This is a genomic window from Pseudomonas sp. NPDC088890, from assembly GCF_044900155.1.
Lineage (GTDB): Bacteria > Pseudomonadota > Gammaproteobacteria > Pseudomonadales > Pseudomonadaceae > Aquipseudomonas > Aquipseudomonas urmiensis.
Genome location: NZ_JBJDNG010000003.1, coordinates 250,270 through 271,343, shown reverse-complemented (window position 1 = coordinate 271,343; position 21,074 = coordinate 250,270). Strand labels below are relative to the sequence as shown.

The window sequence follows — 21,074 nt, the reverse complement described above, 5'->3', positions numbered from 1 at the left end:
TATCGGGTTCGCCACGCAGCCGTTACCAGCCTAAATTGCGCCGCCAGCAATCTGCGCCTTGGCCGAGACGTGCTCGAAGGTGTTTTCGTCCAGCGGATCTTCCTGCTCATCCAGCACCTGACGCGGGTGCTCGAAGCCAGGAATGCTGCTGTCGATCAAACTGAGCAAGCGCGAGCCACGCTCGGTGAGCACGAAGTTCTCGCCATTGCCGCCATCCTCTGCCGGTCGAGATTCAATGAAGCCGCGCTCGAAGAGGATCTTCTCGTACTCGCACGCGCGGGTCTTCAGATGATCCAGATCGCCCACCGGCTGGCCTTGGGCGGCCAGCGCCGCGGCGTGTTGCTCGGCGTAGGGGCGTGGCGTAAAGCTGTGATCAGCGCCATTTTGCACTTCGTGCAGCAAGCGTTGGATCAGGTCCCAGTCGTAGCTGCTCATGGAGGTTGGCTCCTGCTGTGAACGGATGGGGTACACAGCTTGGGACCGGCATGGGGCTGCAAGCGTTCCGATCGAAATTCAACGATGGCGCTGCTGAGCCTGCATATACTGGCGCAACAACTGATTTATACGCGTCTGGTAGCCCGTGCCCTGCTCCTTGAACCAGGCCAATACATCGGCATCAAGACGGATCGTCACGGCCTGTTTGGCTGGAACCCGCAGCTCAGCCTGGCGAAAAAAATCATCACCTAGCTCGGCAATGTCTGAAGTGTCGATCTGCTGATCGTCCTTACTTTTATACATACACAATACTCCCTATAAGCCAGCGAGCCTAGAAGAAGCATCAGCAGATCAACAGAGGTTAAGTGCAGCAAACAGGGCATTTAGGAAGCGGATTACAAGCAAAAGAGATTCGACCAGGCACTTTCCCCAGGTGAACTTTCCTCCCCGTCATAGCCTCAACCGATTACTTGCTGACCGAGGCTCATCTTATGAAGACCCTGCACCGAGTCACCCTGCTTGCCAGCCTGTGCTTCGCCCTGCCCAGCTGGGCCTGCACACTGGAGGAGGCAACCGCAAAACGCGAAGAACTGGCCAAGTTGGTGTCGCAACTGACCGAGCAGAACCCGCAAAAGGCCAAGGAGATCAACGACGAGCTTCAGGGCATGGACATGGCGACAGAAAGCAAAGATCTACCTGACAAGTGCCAGTTGATCGACCGCAGGCTACAGGAGCTCAAGGTCGCGGAGAAAAAAGCGGAGTGAGGTGATCGCGGCGAGGGGCAAGGCGCCGGTCCATCCTAGGCAAAGCCAGGGCAGACCGGTAGTTGCCTGGAGAACGCCTTACTCAGCCTTCGGCGCGCGCTTTTTCAGCGGCGCCATGCCATCGGAGCTGGTCAGCGGTGCGTTTGGCCGTGGCTTGGCGGTGGGCTTGCGCTTGGCAGCGGCCTTCTTGTCGCCGGTTTTCTTGTCGACTTTCTTTTTCTTGACGCCGGCAGCCTTGCCGGAAGCCTTGACCTTCTTCGGCCCGCTGTAGGTGCCTTTGACCTCCTTGATCACTCGGCGCTCGAACTGCTGCTTGAGGTAGCGTTCGATGCTCGACATCAAGTTCCAGTCGTTGTGGGTGATCAGCGAGATCGCCAGACCTTCGCCACCAGCCCGGCCAGTACGGCCAATGCGGTGCACATATTCGTCGCCACTACGCGGCATGTCGAAGTTGATCACCAGGTCCAGGCCGTCGATGTCCAGGCCACGTGCCGCCACGTCAGTGGCGACCAGCACCTTGGAGCCACCCTGCTTGAAGCGCTCGATGGCCAGCTTGCGGTCTTTCTGGTCCTTCTCGCCGTGCAGCACGAAGGCTTTGACGTCCTTGGCCACCAGGTGACCATAGACGCGGTCAGCCAGGGCGCGGGTATTGGTGAAAATGATCGCCTTCTGGAAGGTCTCGTTGTCCAGCAGCCACTGGACGATCTTCTCTTTGTGCTGGTCGTGGTCGGCGGTGATGATCTGCTGACGAGTGCCTTCGGCCAACTGCGAGACGCTGTTGAGCATCAGGTGCTCAGGGTTTTTCAGCACTTTGCCAATGATGTCGCGCAGCGCTGCGCCGCCGGTGGTGGCGGAGAACAGCAGGGTCTGCTCGCGGTTCTCGCACTCTTTGCACAGGCGCTCCATGTCTTCGGCAAAGCCCATGTCGAGCATGCGGTCAGCCTCATCCAGCACCATGACCTGAACGTGGGAGAGGTCGAGGTTGCCCGCGTTCAGATGCTCGAGCAGGCGGCCTGGGGTGCCAATCAGCACGTCCGGCACCTTGCGCAGCAGCGCAGCCTGTTCCTTGAAGTCTTCGCCGCCAGTGACCAGGCCCGACTTGATGTAGGTGAACTGGGAGAACAGCTGCACCTGTTTCAAGGTCTGCTGGGCCAGTTCGCGGGTCGGCAGCAGGATCAACGCACGGATTTCAACGCGCGGGCCACCCAGGTCAGCCAGGCGGTTGAGCATCGGCAGGACGAAAGCTGCGGTCTTGCCGCTGCCGGTCTGCGCCGTCACCCGCAGGTCACGCCCTTGCAACGCCAGGGGGATGGCCGCCGCCTGCACCGGAGTCGGCTCGACAAAGTTCAGCTCGGCCACGGCTTTGAGCAGGCGTTCATGCAGGGCGAATTGGGAAAACACGGGGACAACCTCGGGCAAGTACGTAAATTCAGTTGCATAGGGTAACGTTTTCCGCCGCCATAACCGAATTTTCTTTTAGCAACTTTTGGCCGATCCGCGCTCTAATCGTGCCTCGTTCCGCAACATAGACCGCTGTAACGCTCATGGACATTCAACGACTCTGGCACGACACCCTCGACCTCTGGGGCACCCTAGACCAACATCCGCTGCTGCATTCTGCCCTGGGCCTGGCGGTACTGCTGCTGATCTCCCTAGTACTCGGTCGCCTGGCGCGCTTCCTGGTGCTGCACACCAGCCGTCTGCTGGCCCGTCAACAAGCGCTGAAGTGGCTCGACGACCTGCGCCACAACAAGGTGTTTCATCGCCTGGCGCAGACCACCCCTTCGCTGATCATCCAGTTCGGCCTGAAGCTGGTCCCGGAACTTGGCAACACCGCCCAGCACTTTCTCGGCAATGTTGCCCTGGCGTTCACCCTGCTGTTCATGACCCTGGCGGTTTCATGCCTGCTCGATGCCCTGCTGGACATCTACGCCCGCACCGAGCATGCCCGCACCCGCTCGATCAAGGGCTACGTGCAGTTGGCCAAGATGGTCCTGTGGGTGCTCAGCGTCATCGTCATCATCGCCACTCTGATCGACCGCTCGCCGCTGTTACTGCTATCGGGCCTGGGCGCCATGTCGGCGGTGCTGCTGTTGGTGTACAAGGACACCTTGCTGTCATTCGTGGCCAGCGTACAGCTGACCAGCAATGACATGCTCCACGTCGGCGACTGGATCGAAATGCCTCAAGTCGGCGCTGACGGCGATGTGGTGGACATCACCCTGCACACGGTCAAGGTGCAGAACTTCGACAAGACCATCGTTTCCATCCCGACCTGGCGCCTGATGAGCGAGTCGTTCCGCAACTGGCGCGGCATGCAGCAGTCTGGTGGGCGACGGATCAAGCGCAGCCTGTTCATCGATGCTGCCGGTGTCCGCTTCTTGACCCGCGAGGAAGAACAGCGCCTGACCCAGGTACGCTTGCTCGGTGATTACCTGGCCAGCAAGCGCCAGGAACTGCAGAACTGGAACGAAGCGCTGGGACCCGTAGCCGAGTTGTCGGCTAACCGGCGGCGGCTGACCAACATCGGTACTTTCCGTGCGTTTGCCCTGGCCTATTTGCAGAACCATCCTGACGTGCAGCAAAGCATGACCTGCATGGTGCGGCAGATGCAGACCACCGCTGAGGGCGTGCCCTTGGAGATCTACTGCTTCACCCGCACCACGGCCTGGGCTGATTACGAGCGCATCCAGGGTGATATCTTCGATTATCTGCTGGCCGTGCTGCCGGAGTTTGGCCTGAGTCTGTACCAGCAGCCGAGCGGCAATGACATGCGTGCAGGGCTCGCCGCCCGAGCGCCAGTTGAAACGCAGGCGCAGCGCCTTACAGAAACAGCAGAGGCCTGAAGAACCAAAGGCGCCGAACAGGCGCCTTTTTTACAGGCAGTGTCTTAATCAGGTGGAGGTCTGCTGCGAGCGAGCAGTCCGATTGCCGCCCAAGCGACTGAGCCACACCGAGGCCAGAATTACCGCGCCGCCAATGAACAATCGCCCCAGCGGCTCGTGCTGATTCCAGATCAGCAAATTGAGCAGCAGCCCGACCGGCACATGCAGGTTGTTCATCACCGCCAAAGTCGCGCCAGAAACCAGGCAGGCGCCCTTGTTCCACCAGTACAAGCCCAGCGCAGTCGGACACAGGCCCAGGAACAGCAACACCAGCCACTGCACATCGGTGCTCGGCAGGTGCTGGGCATTGCCAAACAGCAGGAACGCCGGCAACACCACGATCAACGCGCCCAGGTAGAAATAGCCAAACCGCTTGTAATGCGGCAGATCGCTTGGGTGACGGGCAACCAGGTGACGGTACAGCACCTGGCCGGCGGCATAGGTGAAGTTGGCCAATTGCAGCAACAGGAAGCCGATGAAGAAGTCGCCGCTGATGCTGTCCATACGGATCACCGCGGCACCCGCGACCGCGACCAGTGCAGCGAGCAGCGCCCAAGGGTTGAAGCGGCGGTTCAGCGCATCTTCGATAAGGGTCACGTGCAGCGGCGTGAGAATGGTGAACAGCAGCACTTCCGGCACGGTCAGCACGCGGAAACTCAAGTACAGGCAGACGTAGGTGATGCCGTACTGCAATGCGCCGATCAGCAACATCGAGCGCATGAAGCGCGGTTCGACCTGACGCCAGCGGGTGAGCGGCAGGAACACCAGGCCGGCCAACACCACCCGCGCCAAGACCGCGAAATAGCTGTCGACATGCCCGGCCAGGTATTCGCCGATCAGGCTGAAGGAAAACGCCTGGATCAGCGCGACGATAATCAGGTAGCCCATGGTGCTCTCTCGTAAATCAAGGCGGCGACCTTAGCCGGTTGGCAAAAACCGATCAACTTGGCGTAGCGCCCTGATCGCGGGGCAAGCCCGCTCCCACGGGTATGGCTGACGGCGCAATACACGTGGGAGCGGGCTTGCCCCGCGATCAGGCCGGACCAGGCGCTAGAAAAACTTCAGGCATAAAAAAGCCCGGCCATCATATGGCCGGGCAGGCACACCCAAGGAGCAACAGGTGTCAGGGTTGGGAATTGGTCGGTACTCAGGCCACCGCAGCCAGCTTGGCCTTGGCCTGATTCAGCCCTTTCTCGTGGAAGTCGCCGCTCATGTTCAGGCCTTCGGCATGAATGAAAGTCACGTCATGGATACCAATGAAGGCCATGACCTGGCGCAGGTACGGTTCCTGATGGTCGCTGGTGGCGCCGGCATGGATACCACCGCGGGCAGTCAGGACAATGGCACGCTTGCCCGTCAGCAGCCCCTGTGGACCGGTCGGGGTGTACTTGAAGGTGATACCGGCGCGCAGTACATGATCGAGCCAAGCCTTGAGCGTGCTCGGGATGGTGAAGTTGTACATCGGGGCAGCCATCACCAGTACATCGGCGGCCAGCAGTTCATCGGTCAATTCGTTGGAACGCTCCAGGGCTTCGCGCTCGATCTGTGAGCGTTGATCCTCAGGCTTCATCCAGCCACCCAGCAGGTTGGCGTCCAGGTGCGGCACTGGAGTCACCGCCAAGTCACGCACATTGATGTCGTCGGCCGGATGCGCCGCTTGCCATTGGGCAATGAAATCTCGGGTCAATTGACGCGAAACGGAGTCCTGCTGGCGGGCGCTGCTTTCGATGATCAATACGCGGGACATGGGTGCCTCCATCGGCAAATAGGGTGCGATTCGATGGAGGAAAGATTAAGGGTTGACCTATCGATAAAAAAGCGTAAAAAGTGGGTTCAATCTATCGACTAATCCGTTTTATTCCGGTTTACAGCTCAAACCGATCCGCAGCTTGATGATCTGCCGGTTGAACTTGGCGGTAACGTCCACGCTTTGCTTGGCCGGCACATTGACCCGACGCACCCGTGGCGCTTCCGGGCCATTGCGGAAAGTGACCTTGCACGACGCCGCAACCTCTCCATAGTTGTTCAGCGAGATGCTGCCGATGTCGTAGGCCGTGTCGTAGGCGGTGTAGTCGACCTTGACCCCGGTCACCTGCTTGTCGACATCGATGGGATATGCCATGGCGGTAAGGGGCAGGCACAGCAGTAATGCCACACAACTTTTCTTCATAGAGCGCTCTCCTTGAAAGAGCGCAGCTTAGGACAACAGGAGCTGAAGATGAAAGCGCCGCGCGTAACCCTGGATCAGTGGCGAACCCTGCAGGCAGTGGTCGATCACGGAGGGTTTGCCCAGGCCGCCGAGGCCCTGCACCGCTCACAATCGTCGGTCAGCTACACAGTGGCACGCATGCAGGAGCAACTTGGCGTGCCGTTGCTGCGCATCGACGGGCGCAAAGCCGTGCTGACCGAAGCTGGAAACGTGCTGCTGCGCCGCTCGCGCCACCTGGTCAAGCAGGCCAGCCAGCTCGAAGACCTGGCCCATCACATGGAACAAGGCTGGGAGGCCGAGGTGCGCGTGGTGGTCGATGCCGCCTACCCCAGCGCCCGCCTGGTGCGCGCCCTGAGCGCGTTCATGCCGCAGAGCCGAGGCTGCCGCGTGCGGCTGCGCGAAGAGGTGCTGTCTGGGGTCGAGGAAGTCCTGCATGAAGGCATCGCCGACCTTGCGATCAGCAGCTTCAGCATCGGTGGCTACCTGGGCACCGAACTGAGCTCGGTGGAGTTCGTCGCCGTCGCCCACCCCGAACACAGCCTGCACCGCCTGGGCCGGGAGATTACCTTCCAGGACCTGGAGAGCCAGTTGCAGGTGGTAATCCGTGACTCTGGCCGCGCGCAACCCAAGGATGTCGGCTGGCTGGGCGCCGAACAACGCTGGACGGTAGGTAGCCTGGGCACTGCGGCCACCTTCGTCAGCAGCGGCCTGGGCTTTGCCTGGCTGCCCCGGCACATGATCGAGCGCGAGCTGCGCGACGGCGTGCTCAAGCCATTGCCGCTGGATCAGGGTGGCAGTCGCCATCCACTGTTCTACCTTTACTCCAGCAAGGAAAAGACCCTGGGCCCGGCCACGCAGATCCTCATCGACCTGCTGCGCAATTTCGACACTGCGCCCCTGGACGTGCCCTTCGCAGCCCCGCCGCAAGCCTGAGGACCGCGCCCATGGCCTATTTCGAACACGAAGAATGCACGCTGCATTACGAGGAATACGGCCAGGGCGAGCCCCTGGTGCTGTTGCATGGGTTGGGCTCCAGTTGCCAGGACTGGGAGCTGCAGGTGCCCGAACTAAGCCGGCACTACCGGGTGATCCTGATGGATATCCGCGGCCACGGCCGCTCTGACAAACCCCGCGACGGCTATCAAATCGCCACCTTCAGCGAAGACCTGCTGGCCCTGCTCGAACACCTGCGCACCGGTCCGGTGCACTTCGTTGGCCTGTCGATGGGCGGCATGATCGGCTTTCAGTTCGCCGTCGACCACCCGCAGTGGCTACGCAGCCTGTGCATCGTCAACAGCGCCCCCGAGGTCAAGCGACGCACCCGCAGCGACTGGATCTGGTGGGCGAAACGCTGGGGCCTGGCGCGTCTGCTCAGCGTCGAAACCGTCGGCAAGGGCCTGGCCGAGCGGCTGTTCCCCAAACCCGAACAAGCCGATCTTCGCCAGAAGATGGCCCAGCGCTGGGCACGCAACGACAAGCGCGCGTACCTGAAGAGCTTCGACGCCATCGTCGATTGGGGCGTGGCGGAACGCATCGGCCAGATCGGCTGTCCCACCCTGGTAATCGCCGCCGACCACGATTACACCCCGATACAACTGAAACAGCGCTACGTCGCCTTGATACCCCAGGCTAGACTGGCAGTCATAGAAGATTCCCGGCACGCTACACCCCTCGATCAACCCGAGGTCTTCAACCAGACCCTGCTGCACTTTCTAGCAGCCGCCTCCACCTCTCAAGGATCTTTGAGCCCATGCTGAAAAAACTCCTGCTCGCCGCCTGCTCGGTTGCCTTCGCCACCAGCGTCATGGCCTCGGACAAGACCCCGCACGTTCTGCTCGACACCAGCTTCGGCCAGGTCGAAATCGAGCTGAACGCGGAAAAAGCGCCGATCAGTACCAAGAACTTCCTTGAGTACGTCGACAGTGGCTTCTACAACAACACCATCTTCCACCGTGTGATCCCAGGCTTCATGGTCCAGGGCGGCGGCTTCACCGAGCAGATGGTGCAGAAGAAAACCAACGACCCGATCCGCAACGAAGCCAGCAATGGCCTGCACAACGCCCGCGGCACCCTGTCCATGGCCCGCACCTCCAACCCGAACTCGGCCACCAGCCAGTTCTTCATCAACGTTGCCGACAACGCCTTCCTCGACCCAGGTCGCGATGCCGGATATGCCGTGTTCGGCAAGGTCACCAAAGGCATGGACGTGGTTGACCAGATCGTCAATTCGCCGACCACTATCAAAAAAGGCATGCGTGATGTACCGGCCGATCCGGTGTTCATCAAGTCTGCCAAACGCATCGACTGAGTGCAGGCCTCACAGGGATGTGAACCGCCTGCAGGTCGGGTAGAACAGGAGTTGTAACCCCCATGCTGTACCGCCGTTTCGAGCAATTGATCGACATCTTCCGCGAAGCGCCGAGCGAGGCGCCTCCGAGTACGGTGTGGCCGTTCTACCTCTACTACCTGCGTCAGGTGTGGCCGAGCTTCTTGGCCCTGCTGATCGTTGGCCTGGTCGCCTCGTTGATCGAGGTGGCCATGTTCAGCTACCTGAGCCGGATCATCGATCTGGCCCAAGGCACGCCCAACGCCAACTTCTTCAGCGAGCACAGCGGCGAGCTGATCTGGATGCTGGTGGTGGTCCTGCTGCTGCGTCCGGTGTTTTTCGGCCTGCACGACCTGCTGGTGCACCAGACCATCAACCCGGGGATGACCAGCCTGATCCGCTGGCAGAACCACACCTATGTGCTCAAGCAGAGCCTGAACTTCTTCCAGAGCGACTTCGCCGGGCGCATTGCCCAGCGCATCATGCAAACCGGCAACTCCCTGCGCGACTCAGCGGTACAAGCGGTTGACGCGCTGTGGCACGTGTTGATCTATGCGATCAGCTCGCTGGTGCTGTTCGCCGAGGCTGACTGGCGGCTGATGCTGCCGCTGCTGGTGTGGATTGCCTGCTACATCGCCGCGTTGCTGTACTTCGTGCCGCGGGTCAAGGAGCGCTCGGTAATTTCCTCCGATGCGCGCTCCAAGCTGATGGGGCGCATTGTCGATGGCTACACCAACATCGCCACCCTCAAGCTGTTCGCCCACACCGACTACGAGCAGCAATACGCTCGCGAGGCGATCCGCGAGCAGACTGAGAAAACCCAGCTGGCCGCTCGCGTGGTGACCAGCATGGACGTGGTGATCACCACCCTCAACGGCTTGCTGGTCGTCACCACCACAGGGCTTGCGCTGTGGCTGTGGACCCAGTCACTGATCACGGTAGGCGCCATCGCCTTAGCCACCGGATTGGTGATTCGTATCGTCAACATGTCCGGCTGGATCATGTGGGTGGTCAACGGCATCTTCGAGAACATCGGCATGGTCCAGGATGGCCTGCAAACCATCGCCCAGCCGGTGACGGTCACCGACAGCCCCAACGCCCCGGTGCTCAAGGTCACCCGCGGCGCAGTGCGCTTCGACAACGTGGGTTTCCATTACGGCAAAGGTGGCAAGGTCATCGACGGCCTCAACCTGGACATTCGCCCTGGTGAGAAGATCGGCCTGATCGGCCCTTCTGGGGCAGGCAAATCGACCTTGGTCAATCTGCTGCTACGCCTGTACGACCTGGAAAGCGGGCGCATCCTGATCGATGGACAGGACATCGCCGAAGTGAACCAGGCCAGCCTGCGCGCGCAAATCGGCATGATCACCCAGGACACCTCGCTGTTGCACCGCTCGATCCGCGACAACCTGCTGTACGGCCGCCCCGATGCCAGCGAACAGGCGTTGTGGGAAGCCGTGCGCGGGGCCAGGGCCGACGAGTTCATCCCGCAGCTGTCCGATGCCCAGGGGCGCACTGGCTTCGATGCGCATGTGGGTGAGCGCGGGGTCAAGCTGTCTGGCGGACAGCGTCAGCGTATCGCCATTGCCCGGGTGCTGTTGAAGAACGCACCGATCCTGATCATGGATGAGGCCACCTCGGCGCTGGATTCAGAGGTGGAAGCGGCGATTCAGGAAAGCCTGGAGACCCTGATGCAGGGCAAGACGGTGATCGCCATTGCCCACCGGCTGTCGACCATCGCCCGGATGGACCGGCTGGTGGTGCTGGACAAAGGGCATATCGTCGAAAGCGGAACCCATGCCGAACTGCTGGCGCACCAAGGGCTGTATGCGCGCTTGTGGCATCACCAGACCGGCGGTTTTGTCGGCGTCGATTGAGTTTCAGGCTGGCGCGCCCCCATCGCGGGGCAAGCCCGCTCCCACGCTAACCAGATGCAGCTATGCAGCTATGCAGCCATTGCGTGGGAGCGGGCTTGCCCCGCGATGAGGCTGCAACAGTCCACCCATCAATCCCGCCGATAAGGCAGCATCCCCCGCGCCTCTTCGGCATAAGCCCTGACCCCCTCGCGCTCCTGCCCAAGAAAATCCTCCACCGCCCGCCTCAACCCCGGATGCAACAGGTAGTGCCACGACCGCGTAATCACCGGCTCAAATCCGCGAATCAGCTTGTGTTCGCCCTGCGCCCCCGCATCGAAGCGCTGCAAGCCTTGGGCAATGGCAAAGTCCATGCCTTGGTAGAAGCACGTCTCGAAGTGCAACCGATCGAACTCGGCCAGGCACCCCCAATAGCGCCCATACAAGCTATCGCCGCCCATCAGGCTCAGCGCCATGGCCACATCCCGCCCCGCCTGGCGCGCCACCACGACGCGGATCGCCTCGGGCATGCGCTCGGCCAGCAGGCTGAAAAACGCCCGCGTGAGGTACGGCGTTCGCCTACGTACGGCATAGGTGTTGGCGTAACACAGATAAACGAAATCCCACTGCGCTTGGCTCAGCTCATCGCCGCGATACCACTGGAAGTCGATACCCTGCCCCAGCACCTGCTCACGCTCCTTGCGCATCTGCTTGCGCTTGCGCGAGCTGAGGGTATCGAGAAAATCCTGGAAATCGCGATAGCCCTGATTGCGCCAATGAAACTGGCAACCCAGGCGCTCCATCCAGCCCGGCAGACCGGCAATCGACTGGTCCAGGGCGCTGTCGGTGAAGTTGATGTGGGCGCCCGACAAGCCACCCTTGCCCAGATACTCAGGCAGCGCCTGCAACAACAGCAGGCCATCGGCAGGATCGTCGGTTAGCAATCGCGGGCCACTGACCGGGCTGAACGGCACGGCGCCCAGTAACTTGGGGTAGTAGGCAATCCCGGCGCGCTCACAGGCATCGGCCCAGCCGTGATCGAACACGTACTCGCCGAACGAATGCCATTTGCGATAGGCCGGCAGCACCGCGCGCACCTGCCCGTCACGCTCCAGGATCAAGTGCTCGGCAGCCCAGCCGGTGGCGGGCACGACGCTGCCGCTGTCCTCCATCGCTGTGAGAAACGCATGCCGTAGAAACGGCTGGCCGGCGGGCACCAGCGCATCCCAGGTCGCCACTGGCAGGTCGCGCAAATGAGCAAGGCTGTACAGGCTGATCACGGTTTCAACTCTCCAAGAGGCGCCTGCCAGTATCCCGGATGCAGGGCGCGACTGACAAACCTCAAGCGCACTGACAGCGGTTTTCTTAACGGCAGTGCCACTAAATAGACATTATTCTGTCATCCCCCCTCGCAATACTTGCGCCTGTTTTCCGGAACCCCAGCGACCTGTCTATTCAGGCCTTTTCCGAAGACTTGCCAACTCGGGGGCGGGCGCACAAGCCTCCCCATACTTTTCCAACAGGGAGAACCTTATGCGTCTTGTTTCTACACTTACTGGAGTGAGCCTCACCGGCCTGATGCTGGCTCTGAGTACTCCAGCCAGTGCTGCAGTCGACGCCAAGCTGCTCGAAATGCTCCGCGCCAACGGCTCGATCAACCAGGCGCAGTACAACGAACTGCAGGCCGACCTGTCGAAGGAAACCAAGGAAAAGGCAGACATGAAGGCTCAATCCGAGCGGATGAGCTCCTTTGAACAGAAAGTCGCCTGGGCCGCCAAGACCCAGATCAAGGGCGATGTGCGCTTGCGCTACGAAGACGTCAACGTCGACGAACCGAACAGCTCCAGCGGCAACCAGGACCGTCAGCGCGTGCGTGCCCGCGTTGGCTTCTACAGCGAGATCAACCCGCAGGTCGACGCCGGCATCCGTGTCGCCACCGGCAGCAGCGCTGACCGTCGCTCGACCAACCAGAGCCTGGACAACTACTTCGACAAGAAGTCGCTGTGGGTTGACCTGGCCTACCTCGACTGGCACCCGACCGCCCTGCCCGGCCTGCACCTGATCGGCGGCAAGATGGCCCAGCCTTGGGTCAGCATGGGCGACATCATCTGGGACAGCGACATCAACCCGGAAGGTGTGGCTGCTACCTACAAGACCGACCTGGGCGGCGCCGAAGTGTTCGCCAGCGCGGGCCAATACACCCTCAAGGACAACGTCGACGGCGACGGCGTGCAGTACAAGCACGACGCCCAGGTCTACCACGGCCAGCTGGGGGCGAAGTTCGCGCCGATGGATGCCCTCAAGGTCACCGTGGGTGCGAGCATCTATGGCTATGACAACGACAAGGAAGCCACCATCCTGCAGTCGTTCGGCAACACCACCAACGAGTTCAACCTGGTGGAAGGCTTCGGTCAGATCGACCTGACTGGCCTGGCTGTACCGCTGTCGGCCTATGGTCAGTACGTGAAGAACACCGAGAGCACCGATGGCGAAGACCAGGCTTGGCTGGCGGGCCTGAAGACCAAGCTCGGTGCCTGGAGCCTGGACTACAACTACCGCGATGTGCAGCGTAACGCTGTGGTCAGCCTGTTCACCGACTCTGACTTCGGTAACGGCTTCACGGGTTCGCGCGGTCACAAGTTCAAGGTGGGCTACGAGATCGACAAGAACTTCTCGGTGGGTGCTGCTTATCTGATGGCCAAGACCGATTTGTCTCAGTTGCCTAACAGCAATGCTGATGTCGATACGTTGCAGGTGGATCTGGAAGCTAAGTTCTAAGGGTGTAGTTGCTCTGCGTTAGTGAAAGCGGGAAGTGCCGAACCCCATCCGGCGCTTTTCGCTTTTTTTCGTTGGGGTTGGGGTTGGGCTTGGGCTTGGGCTTGGGGTTGGGGTTGGGGTTGGGGTTGGGGTTTTAGAGTTTTGAGCATATCCATTGGCGAAGGTGGCGCTGAGTCACCTTTCCGCCCTTACGGCGGGTCACTTTTGGTCGTGGCCAAAAGTAACCAAAAGCCGTGCGCTCCGCCATCCGGCCCTACGCTGCGCTCCGGGTCTCCTCGCTTCGGTGCCTTCCGGGCCCGCGCGGCCTACGATTTGCTACGCAAATCTACATCTCGCGCCTTCGGCTACGCCGAAGGGTGCTGCGCACCTGGCCCTACAGACACCTACGCTCGGCCTCCTGAAGTCGCGAAGTTAGTGGCGGCGACTGGGCTGGCGTTATCTGGCGATAGTGGCAGATGTGGTGGATAGTCGGACGCCATCGCGGGGCAAGCCCGCTCCCACGGGTACCGCCAGCCGCAAGAGCGGCGCGGTACTTGTGGCAGGTGTGGTGAATGCTCTGGCCTCTTCGCGGGCAAGCCCGCTCCCACACGCTCACCGCCAGCCAGAAGAACGGCGCCGTGCCTGTGGCAGGTGTGTGGATGCTCTGGCCTCTTCGCGGGCAAGCCCGCTCCCACACGCTCACCGCCAGCCAGAAGAACGGCGCCGTGCCTGTGGTTGGTGTGGTGGATATTCTGGCCTCTTCGCGGGCAAGCCCGCTCCCACAGGCTCACCGCCAGCCGGAAGAACAGCGCGGTACCTGTGGGAGCGGGCTTGCCCGCGAAGAGGCCGGAACAAACAACACAGCAGAAAAATCAAAATTTGGCTTTGGCTTTGGCTTTGGCTTTGGCTTTGGCTTTGGCTTTGGCTTTGGCTTTGGCTTTGGCGAGAGCGTAGCGATTCGCCTGCTCTTGATCTTCGTGCGCGTAATTGCAGGCGCCGCAGATTCGCGACTTCAGGAGGCTGAGCAGAGGTGCCTGTAGGGCCAGGTGCGTCAGCACCCTTCGGCGCAGCCGAAGGCGCGAGATGTAGATTTGCGCAGCAAATCGTAGGCCGCGCGGGCCCGGAAGGCGCCGGCGCGAAGGGACCCGTAGCGCAGCGGAGGGCCGGATGGTGGAGCGCAGACCTTTTTGGTTACTTTTGGCTGGGCCGGCACACCGGGCGTTTGCCAAAAAGTGACCCGCCGTAAGGGCGGAAGGGGCCAGTAGCAGCACCCCAAAAAACGGATAAGCCCCCAACACCAGAACACCAGAACACCAGAACACCAGAACACCAAATCCAGCATTGCCCCCCAACCCCAGCTCCGCTAGCGTTACACCACCCACCAAGGAAGCCCCCATGCCATTGACCTGCGAACCCCTGCACGCCTCCCCACAGCTCGATCTCTCATGGGTACGAGCCCACGGCAGCGCACGCTTCGCAAGGCACACCCATGACGAATACGTACTGGGCGCCAACCTAAGCGGCCACGAACAGATCTGGCTCGACGGCCACGAACTAGAAGTCCCCCCAGGCCAGGTCACGCTCTACAACCCACTGGCCGTACAGGCCTCGGAATTCGCTGAAGGAGGCGTCGAGTACATCAGCCTGCACCTGAGCACCGACGCCATGAGCCAGGTCATCGGCGACAACAACCTACGCTCGACCACCCAGCCTCCCAGCTTCGAGCAAGGCATCCTGCACCACCCTGCCCTGTTCAGCGCCTTGCTCGAACTGGCCCAGGCGCCTGATGATCAGCGCGAACAAGCACTGTTACTGGTACTCGCCCAACTGCTGGAGCAACCGTCGAAATCACCAGGAGAACACTCTGTTGCCATCGCCAACAGCTTGGCCCTGATGCGCGCGCATCTGGACCTGCGCCTGGAGCTCGATCAACTGGCGCAAGCGGCTGGCCTGAGCAAGTACCATTTCGTACGCTGCTTCAAGAAGGCCACCGGCCTGGCGCCTTTGCAATACCACATGCAACTGCGCCTGATCGAAGCCCGGCGCCGTTTGCGCATCGGCCTACACCCGCGAGACGTCGCGCTGGACCTGGGCTTTTATGACCAAAGCCACTTCATCACCGCCTATCGCCGCGTACACGGCGTTACCCCGCAGTGCTATGCCGCGACCAGAATGAATTCCCGATAACCCGAGACAATCACATACACCGCGAAGTAGCAGAAGATCGCCGCCGACAGCAGGTATGACCAAGTCAGCAAGCGATCCCCCAGCAAGCGTCCGCCATGGCTGGCAACGCCGCACAGACTCACGCACCAGAGCAACCCAGCGGCAAAGAAGCCACTGAGAAACAACCCCGCATCCAGCACACTGCCGGCCCCTGAACGGGAGATCAGCACCCCACCCACTGCGGCGAACCAGAGAATCGCACTGGGCGATGACATGGCCAGGAAGATCCCGCGCAAAAACTCGCGCCAGCCCGACTCCACCACCACCTCGGCCCGGCCATCCACGTGCCCACCGCGCCAGGCCGCCAGCAGCATCTTTACGGCAAACCACACCAGCAAAACCGAGCCGCCCAGCCACAAGACCCAGCGCACAGTCTCGAACTGCAGCAACACCGTCATCCCCGCCAGCGCCGCAACGGCATAGACCAAATCACCCACGCAGGTGCCCAGCCCCAACCAGAAACCCTGAACAAAGCCGCGCTGCATGGCCAGGGTGATCATGGCGATATTGGCAATGCCGATGTCCAGGCACAGGGACAGGCTGAGGAGAAAACCATTGGAAAAAGGCATGGGGACTCGACTACGAAAGGGCAAGCAGCTATCTAACGGAAGAGACGGCAACGTGTATTGGAACAAATTGCTGATGCCAAAACCCAACACGCTAACGCGCAGCGCCACTCCCTGCCGGCTTAATCCAGCAGCACTTGTGCATAACGCTGGCGATCGATATTCGCCCCACTGAGCACCACCGCCACCCGCTTGCCCTGCTGGCTGTCACGCTCCTGGAGCAACGCTGCCAGTGCGGCCGCACCTGCGCCTTCAGCGGTGTTATGAGTGGTCTCGTGGTAGATGCGCATGGCCTGGGCGATCTCCTCGTCGCTGACCCGCACGATCCGCGCCGCATGTTCGCCGATCATGGCGAAGGCATCCGGGTGAGGGACCCGGCAGGCCATGCCATCGGCAAAGGTGTCGGCCGTCGCGGTGGTGACGATCCGGCCCCGCTCGAAACTCTGCGCATAGGCATCGGCAGCGCTGGACACCACGCCAACGATCTGCGTCTTCAACCCCAGCAGATTGCGCGCCTGGATCAGGCCACAGATCCCTGAGCCCATGCCGATCGGCACGTAGACGCAATCGAGCTCCGCCACGGCTTCGAACAACTCAAGCGCGTACGTCGCCACGCCGCGCACCAGTTCAGCGTGGAACGACGGCACCATCTCATAGCCAAGCTCGGCGGCCAGCCTGGCAGCCTCCTCGCGGGCCACGTCAAAGTCCACCCCATGCTCGATCAGCTCGGCGCCCAGCGCGCGCATGGCAGCGTTTTTCTCCCGCGAGTTGCCCTCAGGCACCACGATCACCAATGGGATACCCGCCTGGCCCGCGGCCAGCGCCATGCTCTGGCCATGGTTGCCACGGGTAGCCGTGACCAGCCCGCGTGGCGGCTTGCCGCTGGCCAGCAGCGAGCGCACATAGACCAACCCGCCACGCACTTTGAATGCACCGGTAGGGGCATGGTTCTCGTGCTTGACCCACACCTTGCAGCCCACCCGCTCGGCTAGCAAAGGCCACGCGTGCTGAGCGGTGGCGGGAACATGCTGGTGCACGAAAGCGGCGGCTTCACGCAGGGCAGGCAGGTCGAACATGGCGATCATCCTTCATCGGGGCTGAGGTTGATCCGATCCTAGGCGCAGGGCATTGTATGGGTAAATCGATATATTGCATGGGTAGCAATTTCGTGTGGATTCCCAACCTTGCTGAGAACGGCCAGCCGCGCTATCTGGCGCTGGTCGAGGCGATTGCCGAGGCGATCGAGCGCGGCGAATTGAAAGTCGGTGAGCGCCTGCCACCGCAGCGGCGCCTGGCCTGGAAACTGGGGCTCAACCCCAGCACCACCCAGCAAGCCTATCGCGAAGCTGCCGCGCGCCATCTGGTCGCAGGCGCAGTGGGCCGAGGCACCTATGTCCTGGCGGGGAGCAAGGAGGCGACGCTGTTTCGCCTCAAGAGGCATGACGCACAGCAGCAGGTGATCGACCTGTCGACCAATGTGCCGGTGGTCGACCCGCACAGCCACGATCTGCAACACAGTCTGCGCGCCCTGCTCGATCAGGGTGCCAGTGAACTACTCGACCATTACCTGGACGCCGAGCAATTGCTCCTGGGCCGCCTGCACGGCGCGCGCTGGCTGGCTAATCGCGGGCTGACGCTGGCAATCGATGAACTGCTGCTGTGTGGGGGCGCGCAGCAGGCGCTGGGCTGCGTGCTGCAATCGCTGTGTGCCGATGGCGCGCCGGTGATGGTCGAGGCGTTGACCGCCCCCGGCATCAAGGCCGCCTGTCGCCAGTTGCGCCTGCCGGTGCACGGGGTGGCCCTGGATGAGCACGGCCTGCGTCCGGATGAGCTGGACCGCGTGGCGCGCGCCAGTGGGTCGCGGCTATTGGTGATCACCCCGACCCTGCACAATCCCACCGGCAGTTGCATGGACGCCGCCAGGCGCCAGGCCATCGCCGAGGTGGTCAAGCGCCACAAGTTGCTGGTGGTCGAGGATGATGTCTATGGCGCGCTGACCGATCAACCGCCCTTGTACCCCTTGCTCGATGGCCAGGGCATCCTCATCAGCAGCCTGTCGAAAACCGTCGCCGCCGGGCTGCGCCTGGGTTGGATCGTAGGCCGTCCAGCGCTGCTGGCGCAGATCGATCCGCACAGCCAAGCCACCCATTGGCCGGTTTCACCCTTGAACTTGCGCATCGCCGGTCAGTGGATAGAAGACGGCACTGCAGCACGCCGCCTGGCCTGCAATCGCACAGAAATTCAAGCGCGTTGGCGCTTGGCGCACAGTCTGCTGGGCGAGGCACTGGTCAAAGGCCGTATACCTTCACCGCATATCTGGGTCGCCACTGGCGAAAGCGCAGAAGCGGTAGTGCGCAAGTGCCGTGAGCGCGCCGTAGAGGTGGTGCCCGCGAGTGTCTTCGCAATTGGCGTCGACCAAGTTCAGGCCGTGCGCATCAGCCTGTCGGCGGCCACCAGCCGGGCACAACTCAAACAAGGGCTGGAAGCCGTGCGACAGGCCTTGGGGCTGGGCTGATCAGCCCTGGCTGCAGCCTTCACCCATGGCCCGGTATTGGATGGTGTGGACGTGGCCCTGATGGTCTTCGTAAGTCATGGTGGCAGGCACCACCTCGCAGACATTGGGGATGGTCGACAGGCTGATCACGCGTTTGATGTCAAGGTTGGTTGAGTAGTCGTACTGCTCAACCACAGACTGGCTGGAAACAGGCTGGACCTCATCGGCGAGGGCGAACGAGGACATACCGACCAATGCAAGAATCAGTAATGCTTTCATGGAGTGTGGCCTTCAAGGCAATCAAGCTGCGATTGACTTCAATATGCCGTCAATGGCGCGGAGAAGTTGTCATCAACTGCGAAGATGACACGAAGTACCGATCCCGCTACGTCGTACTGCTGGGGGGATGATTGAATTTTACGCCTGGTCTGCAATAGTTGAAGCCCGCAGTCGGACATTCACCCTTGCGCGATTTGCAACAATCTGCGACAAAATACTCCGACCTGAAAGGCTGAAAACCGCGTTTTAGAGCAGCTCCAATTGTATTCATTGCCGGCCTCGTCCCGCGATCACGCCAGCATTGACCCCAGGAAAACCATGCCACCCTTCCAATTCACCCCCTTGATCGGCCTACAGCGCCGCTTGCTCGACCATTTCTATAAGCAACACGGCACCCGCATGCGCGCAGCCGCCGACGGCCAGCTGTGGGTAGCCCGAGCGCAGGCAATCATCGCGGGCCTGAGCCTGACCCCAGTTGCTCAAGGCCATTGGCTGACCGGGCTGTTGGTCGACCCGCAATGGCGCGGCCGTGGGGTAGCAGGCCAACTGATCGATGCAGCCCTGGCGCAGACCGGTGGCCCCACCTGGCTGTTCTGTCACCCTGATCTGCTGCCGTTCTACCTGCGGCTGGGTTTCAGCCCTTGCCAGAGCCTGCCAGAGGCCCTGGCCATGCGTCTGGCGCGCTACCAGCGCAGCAAGAACCTGCTGGCAATGGTGCGCAATCAGTCGTCGGCGACGTCAAGCCCTGGGAACAACACCTCGGTATAACCGAACTTGGAAAAATCCTGGATCCGCGACGGATACAGCCGGCCAATCAGGTGGTCGCACTCATGCTGAACCACGCGGGCGTGAAAGCCATCGGCAAAGCGGTCGATCGGAGTGCCCTGGGGATCGACCCCGGAATAACTGATGTGCTTGTAGCGTGGCACCACCCCGCGCAGGCCTGGCACCGACAGGCAACCTTCCCACCCCTCTTCAATCTCGGTCCCCAACGGGGTGATCAGCGGGTTGATCAAAATGGTCTGGGGCACCGGCTCGGCATCCGGATAACGCTCGCTGCGCTCGAAGCCAAAGATCACCAGTTGCAGATCGATACCGATTTGCGGCGCCGCCAGGCCGACCCCGCCAACATGGCGCATGGTTTCGAACATGTCGTCGATCAGTTGCTTCAACTCGGCACTACCAAGCATGTGCTCAGGCACCGGTGGGGCAATGCGCAGCAGGCGTTCATCGCCCATCTTGAGGATGTCACGGATCATCAGGGGTTCGGCTCACGGGTCTGGGGTTCGGCTGCGGCAGGATGCTCATGGCCGAGCACGGTGATGGTTTCCTGCGGCTTGCTGGCGTCGAAATCCTTCTCGCCAGGATCCTTGCCTTCGGCAGACATGTGCTCGATCACCGCATTCATCTCGGCACCGAGCAAGAGTACGGCGGCAGAAATATAGAAGTACAGCAGCAGCACGATGATCGCCCCGATGCTGCCATACATGGCGTTGTAGTCGGCGAATGTCTTGACGTAGTAGCCAAAACCCAGCGAGGCGATGATCCACACCACCACGGCCAACACCGAACCTGGGGTAATGAAGCGGAATTTTTGTTTCACGTCCGGCATGACGTAGTAGATCAGCGCCACCGCCACCATCATCAGAACGATGATCGCCGGCCAGCGCAGGATGGTCCACAGGGTGACGATGAACTCCTGCATGCCGATCTGCGCGGCGATCCACTCCATCACCTGCGGCCCCAGGACCATCAAGGCGGCGGCGGCCAGGAGCATGCCGGCGATGCCGACGGTATAGAAGATCGACAGCGGAATGCGCTTCCAAACCGGCCGCCCTTCTGGCACGTCGTAGGCGGCGTTCATTGCGCTCATCATCAGCCGCACACCGGCCGAAGCGGTCCACAGGGCAATCACGATACCGACTGAAAGCAGGCCGCCCTTGGACTGCTGCAACTGATCGATCACCGGATTGACTTGCTCCAGCGCCTGCGGCGGCAGCACCAGCTCGGACTGCAAGCGCAGCCAGGAGAAAAAGTCTGGCAGGTGCAGGAAACCGATCAGGGCGATCAGGAACAACAGGAACGGGAACAGCGAAAACAGCATCTGGTAAGCCAGCGCGGAGGCATAGGTGGACATCTCGTCATCGAGAAACTCGCTGACGGTGCGCACCAACACACGGTGCAAGGGCAGGCCTTGCAGGGCAGGGAAAATCATAGCGTCTCCTTTCGCCGCTTGATCATCATGGGGCAGGCCGACTACCCGGGCAGGCCTTGTTGATT

At 61.5% G+C, this 21,074-nt stretch carries 23 protein-coding genes; 11 read left to right on the top strand and 12 right to left on the bottom strand.

The window, feature by feature from the left end; all coding sequences use genetic code 11:
• Nucleotides 1-30: 30 nt before the first annotated feature.
• Nucleotides 31-435: a transcriptional regulator gene (locus ACI2JX_RS09045; protein ID WP_186557490.1), complete on the bottom strand. Its 405-nt coding sequence runs from the start codon at nt 433-435 to the stop codon at nt 31-33.
• 78 nt (nt 436-513) lie between these two features.
• The gene (locus ACI2JX_RS09040; protein ID WP_404689929.1) at nt 514-738 is read right to left on the bottom strand and encodes a BrnA antitoxin family protein; all 225 of its coding nucleotides are present in this window, start codon (nt 736-738) and stop codon (nt 514-516) included.
• A 188-nt stretch (nt 739-926) separates the two neighbouring features.
• Here ACI2JX_RS09040 and ACI2JX_RS09035 point away from each other — a divergent pair, with 188 nt between their 5' ends.
• The gene (locus ACI2JX_RS09035) at nt 927-1,199 is read left to right on the top strand and encodes a hypothetical protein (protein ID WP_404689928.1); all 273 of its coding nucleotides are present in this window, start codon (nt 927-929) and stop codon (nt 1,197-1,199) included.
• A 78-nt stretch (nt 1,200-1,277) separates the two neighbouring features.
• On the opposite strand, the gene ACI2JX_RS09030 is transcribed toward ACI2JX_RS09035, so the two are convergent.
• Nucleotides 1,278-2,600, bottom strand: coding sequence for a DEAD/DEAH box helicase (locus ACI2JX_RS09030; RefSeq protein WP_186557487.1), 1,323 nt, complete (start codon nt 2,598-2,600; stop codon nt 1,278-1,280).
• Nucleotides 2,601-2,743: 143 nt separating this feature from the next.
• Here ACI2JX_RS09030 and ACI2JX_RS09025 point away from each other — a divergent pair, with 143 nt between their 5' ends.
• Nucleotides 2,744-4,045 carry a mechanosensitive ion channel family protein gene (locus ACI2JX_RS09025; protein WP_404689927.1) on the top strand — a complete coding sequence of 434 codons (1,302 nt, stop codon included), beginning with the start codon at nt 2,744-2,746 and terminating at the stop codon, nt 4,043-4,045.
• 48 nt (nt 4,046-4,093) lie between these two features.
• On the opposite strand, the gene ACI2JX_RS09020 is transcribed toward ACI2JX_RS09025, so the two are convergent.
• The 3 genes from ACI2JX_RS09020 to ACI2JX_RS09010 all read right to left on the bottom strand — a co-directional run bounded on the left by ACI2JX_RS09020 (nt 4,094) and on the right by ACI2JX_RS09010 (nt 6,254).
• Entirely contained in the window at nt 4,094-4,972 is an 879-nt protein-coding gene (locus ACI2JX_RS09020) for a carboxylate/amino acid/amine transporter (RefSeq protein WP_264237084.1), read from the bottom strand.
• A 259-nt stretch (nt 4,973-5,231) separates the two neighbouring features.
• Complete coding sequence (locus tag ACI2JX_RS09015; RefSeq protein WP_368972424.1) at nt 5,232-5,831, bottom strand: FMN-dependent NADH-azoreductase; 600 nt, start codon at nt 5,829-5,831, stop codon at nt 5,232-5,234.
• A 108-nt stretch (nt 5,832-5,939) separates the two neighbouring features.
• Entirely contained in the window at nt 5,940-6,254 is a 315-nt protein-coding gene (locus ACI2JX_RS09010) for a 3-phosphoglycerate kinase (RefSeq protein ID WP_264237082.1), read from the bottom strand.
• Nucleotides 6,255-6,302: 48 nt separating this feature from the next.
• Here ACI2JX_RS09010 and ACI2JX_RS09005 point away from each other — a divergent pair, with 48 nt between their 5' ends.
• The 4 genes from ACI2JX_RS09005 to ACI2JX_RS08990 all read left to right on the top strand — a co-directional run bounded on the left by ACI2JX_RS09005 (nt 6,303) and on the right by ACI2JX_RS08990 (nt 10,496).
• Complete coding sequence (locus tag ACI2JX_RS09005) at nt 6,303-7,226, top strand: LysR family transcriptional regulator (protein WP_186557482.1); 924 nt, start codon at nt 6,303-6,305, stop codon at nt 7,224-7,226.
• Between the two features lie 11 nt (nt 7,227-7,237).
• A complete protein-coding gene (locus ACI2JX_RS09000; protein ID WP_404689926.1) occupies nt 7,238-8,050 on the top strand; it encodes an alpha/beta fold hydrolase in 813 nt (270 codons plus the stop codon).
• Nucleotides 8,044-8,601 (top strand): peptidylprolyl isomerase, encoded by a 558-nt coding sequence (locus ACI2JX_RS08995; RefSeq protein WP_404689925.1) that lies wholly within the window; start codon nt 8,044-8,046, stop codon nt 8,599-8,601. Before ACI2JX_RS09000 ends, ACI2JX_RS08995 begins: the two co-directional genes overlap by 7 nt.
• A gap of 62 nt (nt 8,602-8,663) precedes the next feature.
• On the top strand, nt 8,664-10,496 hold the full coding sequence (locus tag ACI2JX_RS08990; protein WP_186557479.1) for an ABC transporter ATP-binding protein: 1,833 nt from the start codon (nt 8,664-8,666) through the stop codon (nt 10,494-10,496).
• Between the two features lie 128 nt (nt 10,497-10,624).
• On the opposite strand, the gene ACI2JX_RS08985 is transcribed toward ACI2JX_RS08990, so the two are convergent.
• Nucleotides 10,625-11,752, bottom strand: a complete 1,128-nt coding sequence (locus tag ACI2JX_RS08985; protein ID WP_404689924.1) for a GNAT family N-acetyltransferase — start codon at nt 11,750-11,752, stop codon at nt 10,625-10,627.
• A 253-nt stretch (nt 11,753-12,005) separates the two neighbouring features.
• On the opposite strand from ACI2JX_RS08985, the gene ACI2JX_RS08980 reads away from it, so the two are divergent.
• From ACI2JX_RS08980 to ACI2JX_RS08970, 3 genes are all read left to right on the top strand, one after another.
• A complete protein-coding gene (locus tag ACI2JX_RS08980) occupies nt 12,006-13,250 on the top strand; it encodes a putative porin (RefSeq protein ID WP_186557477.1) in 1,245 nt (414 codons plus the stop codon).
• Between the two features lie 704 nt (nt 13,251-13,954).
• Nucleotides 13,955-14,269: a hypothetical protein gene (locus tag ACI2JX_RS08975; protein WP_404689923.1), complete on the top strand. Its 315-nt coding sequence runs from the start codon at nt 13,955-13,957 to the stop codon at nt 14,267-14,269.
• A gap of 355 nt (nt 14,270-14,624) precedes the next feature.
• Nucleotides 14,625-15,416 carry a helix-turn-helix domain-containing protein gene (locus ACI2JX_RS08970; protein WP_404689922.1) on the top strand — a complete coding sequence of 264 codons (792 nt, stop codon included), beginning with the start codon at nt 14,625-14,627 and terminating at the stop codon, nt 15,414-15,416.
• Here the strand turns inward: ACI2JX_RS08970 and ACI2JX_RS08965 are convergent.
• Together ACI2JX_RS08965 and ACI2JX_RS08960 are read right to left on the bottom strand one after the other, a co-directional pair.
• Nucleotides 15,386-16,024, bottom strand: coding sequence for a LysE family translocator (locus ACI2JX_RS08965; protein WP_404689921.1), 639 nt, complete (start codon nt 16,022-16,024; stop codon nt 15,386-15,388). The two genes, ACI2JX_RS08970 and ACI2JX_RS08965, sit on opposite strands and share 31 nt — an antisense overlap.
• A 119-nt stretch (nt 16,025-16,143) precedes the next feature.
• On the bottom strand, nt 16,144-17,097 hold the full coding sequence (locus tag ACI2JX_RS08960; protein WP_404689920.1) for a threonine dehydratase: 954 nt from the start codon (nt 17,095-17,097) through the stop codon (nt 16,144-16,146).
• A gap of 77 nt (nt 17,098-17,174) precedes the next feature.
• Between ACI2JX_RS08960 and ACI2JX_RS08955 the strand changes: the two genes are divergently transcribed.
• Nucleotides 17,175-18,536 (top strand): PLP-dependent aminotransferase family protein, encoded by a 1,362-nt coding sequence (locus ACI2JX_RS08955; RefSeq protein WP_404689919.1) that lies wholly within the window; start codon nt 17,175-17,177, stop codon nt 18,534-18,536.
• Here ACI2JX_RS08955 and ACI2JX_RS08950 read toward each other — a convergent pair whose 3' ends face one another.
• Nucleotides 18,537-18,794, bottom strand: a complete 258-nt coding sequence (locus ACI2JX_RS08950; RefSeq protein ID WP_186557437.1) for a DUF2790 domain-containing protein — start codon at nt 18,792-18,794, stop codon at nt 18,537-18,539.
• Between the two features lie 399 nt (nt 18,795-19,193).
• Here ACI2JX_RS08950 and ACI2JX_RS08945 point away from each other — a divergent pair, with 399 nt between their 5' ends.
• The gene (locus ACI2JX_RS08945; protein ID WP_404690011.1) at nt 19,194-19,562 is read left to right on the top strand and encodes a GNAT family N-acetyltransferase; all 369 of its coding nucleotides are present in this window, start codon (nt 19,194-19,196) and stop codon (nt 19,560-19,562) included.
• Here ACI2JX_RS08945 and def read toward each other — a convergent pair.
• Nucleotides 19,517-20,053 (bottom strand): peptide deformylase, encoded by a 537-nt coding sequence (def, locus tag ACI2JX_RS08940; protein ID WP_264237271.1) that lies wholly within the window; start codon nt 20,051-20,053, stop codon nt 19,517-19,519. The genes ACI2JX_RS08945 and def overlap by 46 nt on opposite strands.
• The gene (locus ACI2JX_RS08935) at nt 20,053-21,009 is read right to left on the bottom strand and encodes a YihY/virulence factor BrkB family protein (RefSeq protein ID WP_404689918.1); all 957 of its coding nucleotides are present in this window, start codon (nt 21,007-21,009) and stop codon (nt 20,053-20,055) included. The genes def and ACI2JX_RS08935 overlap by 1 nt, the downstream gene beginning before the upstream one ends.
• Nucleotides 21,010-21,074: the final 65 nt, after the last annotated feature.

Bases quoted from the DNA above. Each gene is read 5' to 3' on its own strand.
- ACI2JX_RS08990 (WP_186557479.1), top strand. From the start codon at position 8,664: ATGCTGTACCGCCGTTTCGAGCAATTGATCGACATCTTCCGCGAAGCG.
- ACI2JX_RS09020 (WP_264237084.1), bottom strand. From the start codon at position 4,972: ATGGGCTACCTGATTATCGTCGCGCTGATCCAGGCGTTTTCCTTCAGC.
- ACI2JX_RS08995 (WP_404689925.1), top strand. From the start codon at position 8,044: ATGCTGAAAAAACTCCTGCTCGCCGCCTGCTCGGTTGCCTTCGCCACC.
- ACI2JX_RS09010 (WP_264237082.1), bottom strand. From the start codon at position 6,254: ATGAAGAAAAGTTGTGTGGCATTACTGCTGTGCCTGCCCCTTACCGCC.
- ACI2JX_RS08960 (WP_404689920.1), bottom strand. From the start codon at position 17,097: ATGTTCGACCTGCCTGCCCTGCGTGAAGCCGCCGCTTTCGTGCACCAG.
- ACI2JX_RS09015 (WP_368972424.1), bottom strand. From the start codon at position 5,831: ATGTCCCGCGTATTGATCATCGAAAGCAGCGCCCGCCAGCAGGACTCC.
- def (WP_264237271.1), bottom strand. From the start codon at position 20,053: ATGATCCGTGACATCCTCAAGATGGGCGATGAACGCCTGCTGCGCATT.
- ACI2JX_RS09045 (WP_186557490.1), bottom strand. From the start codon at position 435: ATGAGCAGCTACGACTGGGACCTGATCCAACGCTTGCTGCACGAAGTG.
- ACI2JX_RS08945 (WP_404690011.1), top strand. From the start codon at position 19,194: ATGCGCGCAGCCGCCGACGGCCAGCTGTGGGTAGCCCGAGCGCAGGCA.
- ACI2JX_RS08950 (WP_186557437.1), bottom strand. From the start codon at position 18,794: ATGAAAGCATTACTGATTCTTGCATTGGTCGGTATGTCCTCGTTCGCC.
- ACI2JX_RS08965 (WP_404689921.1), bottom strand. From the start codon at position 16,024: ATGCCTTTTTCCAATGGTTTTCTCCTCAGCCTGTCCCTGTGCCTGGAC.
- ACI2JX_RS09025 (WP_404689927.1), top strand. From the start codon at position 2,744: ATGGACATTCAACGACTCTGGCACGACACCCTCGACCTCTGGGGCACC.
- ACI2JX_RS09000 (WP_404689926.1), top strand. From the start codon at position 7,238: ATGGCCTATTTCGAACACGAAGAATGCACGCTGCATTACGAGGAATAC.
- ACI2JX_RS08980 (WP_186557477.1), top strand. From the start codon at position 12,006: ATGCGTCTTGTTTCTACACTTACTGGAGTGAGCCTCACCGGCCTGATG.
- ACI2JX_RS09040 (WP_404689929.1), bottom strand. From the start codon at position 738: ATGTATAAAAGTAAGGACGATCAGCAGATCGACACTTCAGACATTGCC.
- ACI2JX_RS08935 (WP_404689918.1), bottom strand. From the start codon at position 21,009: ATGATTTTCCCTGCCCTGCAAGGCCTGCCCTTGCACCGTGTGTTGGTG.
- ACI2JX_RS09005 (WP_186557482.1), top strand. From the start codon at position 6,303: ATGAAAGCGCCGCGCGTAACCCTGGATCAGTGGCGAACCCTGCAGGCA.
- ACI2JX_RS08955 (WP_404689919.1), top strand. From the start codon at position 17,175: ATGGGTAGCAATTTCGTGTGGATTCCCAACCTTGCTGAGAACGGCCAG.
- ACI2JX_RS08970 (WP_404689922.1), top strand. From the start codon at position 14,625: ATGCCATTGACCTGCGAACCCCTGCACGCCTCCCCACAGCTCGATCTC.
- ACI2JX_RS09035 (WP_404689928.1), top strand. From the start codon at position 927: ATGAAGACCCTGCACCGAGTCACCCTGCTTGCCAGCCTGTGCTTCGCC.